The organism is Alteromonas sp. DY56-G5 (assembly GCF_041414725.1).
GTDB classification, from domain to species: Bacteria; Pseudomonadota; Gammaproteobacteria; order Enterobacterales; family Alteromonadaceae; genus Alteromonas; species Alteromonas macleodii.
Genome location: NZ_JANHZQ010000107.1, coordinates 1 through 1,840 on the forward strand (window position 1 = coordinate 1; position 1,840 = coordinate 1,840).

2 protein-coding genes are annotated in these 1,840 nt (G+C 44.1%); both read left to right on the forward strand.

Going from position 1 to position 1,840, the window contains the following annotated elements; translation table 11 throughout:
• The first annotated feature begins 286 nt into the window (after nucleotides 1-286).
• Nucleotides 287-880, forward strand: coding sequence for a hypothetical protein (locus NO989_RS21720; RefSeq protein ID WP_278344581.1), 594 nt, complete (start codon nucleotides 287-289; stop codon nucleotides 878-880).
• A gap of 161 nt (nucleotides 881-1,041) precedes the next feature.
• On the forward strand, nucleotides 1,042-1,767 hold the full coding sequence (locus NO989_RS21725) for a transposase (protein ID WP_278344490.1): 726 nt from the start codon (nucleotides 1,042-1,044) through the stop codon (nucleotides 1,765-1,767).
• The last annotated feature ends 73 nt before the right edge of the window (nucleotides 1,768-1,840 follow it).

The window sequence follows — 1,840 nt, forward strand, 5'->3', positions numbered from 1 at the left end:
CTCCATAGTAGACAGTGCATGGGCCGGAAGCACATGGAATTAAATTCGTGGGGATCCCTCAGACTCTGACCCCATTACTTCAATTTTTACCCCTTTCATAAAAATGGGGTCAGAGTGCATTTTTGCGAGTTTTTCCGCGAAGCAGCCCAACGACTACACCAAGTGGTACCGCCACTCTCCTGAACACACATCACGCCATGAGCTTTATCAATAAAGTACTCTGACCCCATTACTCAGATGGGTTACACTGCTAAGCCTGTATCAACTTGCTATGATGAATTAAGAAATGAAAAAGTATTGTGCGTATGTCTTACTTGGGCTTGCTGTAATAAGCAATGCTGCTCTTGCTAAAGAGGCACCGTTGGTCTCGATTCCTACTCACGATGCATTTTTTAATGCGATAAAGGCCCACTGCGGTAAAGCATTTCAGGGCAAGGTTAGCAAAGACAATGTGGGTAATACGTTCGGTGATGCGAAGCTTGTTATGCACATAAGAAAGTGCACAGACTCGGAAATTCAAATTCCATTTCACGTGGGTGAAGATGCATCCCGCACTTGGATTCTAACGAAAACCGGCGCGGGTCTTATGCTGAAGCACGATCATAGAAATGAAGATGGCAGCTTTCATTCTTCAACCATGTATGGCGGCCACACCGTAGATGAAGGGTTCCCCCAAGTGCAGTCGTTTCCTGCAGATGTATATTCAAAAGCGTTATTTATAGAATCGGGAATTGCAGCATCAACAGATAACGTCTGGCAAATGATGATCTACCCTAGCCGCTTTAGCTACCGACTAATTCGCCCTGCCCGCGAAGTACAGGTAGATTTTGATCTCAAAAACCCTATAGCAACGCCAAGCGCCCCCTGGGGATATGAATAATGGGGTCAGAGTACATTTTCTAATTTAAGAGAGCCAAACAAGCCATTCATTTCATTCTTTCAGCTTGCCCGTTAGACCAGTTTTGATAGGTACAGGGTTGTAGCCTTTTCTTAATTCACTCATTTTAGTAGAGAGAATATAGAAAGGAATTTGGTGAAATTATGGCAAGGAAACCTCGTTTGGCTCCCGCAGGCTATCCTCAACATGTCATCCAAAGAGGTAACAATCGCTCAATATGCTTTAAGTGTGAAAACGACTACATCGCCTATATTAGCTGGCTTAAAAAGTTCTCTGCAAAATTTGATGTAGGCATACATGCTTGGGTATTGATGACCAATCATGTTCATTTACTTTGCACTCCTAAGCTTGATAACCTTGGCGTAAGCAAAATGATGCAAGCGCTTGGCCGCATGTATGTGAGGTACTTTAACCACAAATATGAGCGCTCTGGGACGTTGTGGGAAGGAAGGTTTCATTCCAGTCTGGTTTCTAACGACGAATATCTTCTCACGGTTTATAGATATATCGAGCTAAACCCTGTAAGAGCGAACATGGTCGAAAAGCCGGTTGAATATAAATGGTCAAGCTACAGAATAAATGCGTTAGGCACACCTTCGTCACTGCACAGTCCTCATCCTGTATACCTAAATTTAGGAGCTTCAGAAAGCCAGCGTCTTGCCGCTTACCGCGCTCTGTTCGATGATGAACTTTCTGAAACTGTCATAAATAAAATTAAAAGCGGTACTCGAAGAGGACTAGTACTGGGAAGCGATACATTTAAAAAGCAAATTGAAAGCCTGACTGGGCACCGCTTAAAACACGAAGCGTTGGGTAGGCCACCGCAAATCAGTGAGCAGTTAACCGCTGATTGCTCGGAAATAGCTTAATGTACTCTGACCCTGAGGGATCCCCACGAATTTAATTCCATGTGCTTCCGGCCCATGCACTGTCTACTATGGA

Excerpts from the sequence above, each read along its gene's own strand:
- NO989_RS21720 (WP_278344581.1), top strand. The coding sequence starts at position 287 with ATGAAAAAGTATTGTGCGTATGTCTTACTTGGGCTTGCTGTAATAAGC.
- NO989_RS21725 (WP_278344490.1), top strand. The coding sequence starts at position 1,042 with ATGGCAAGGAAACCTCGTTTGGCTCCCGCAGGCTATCCTCAACATGTC.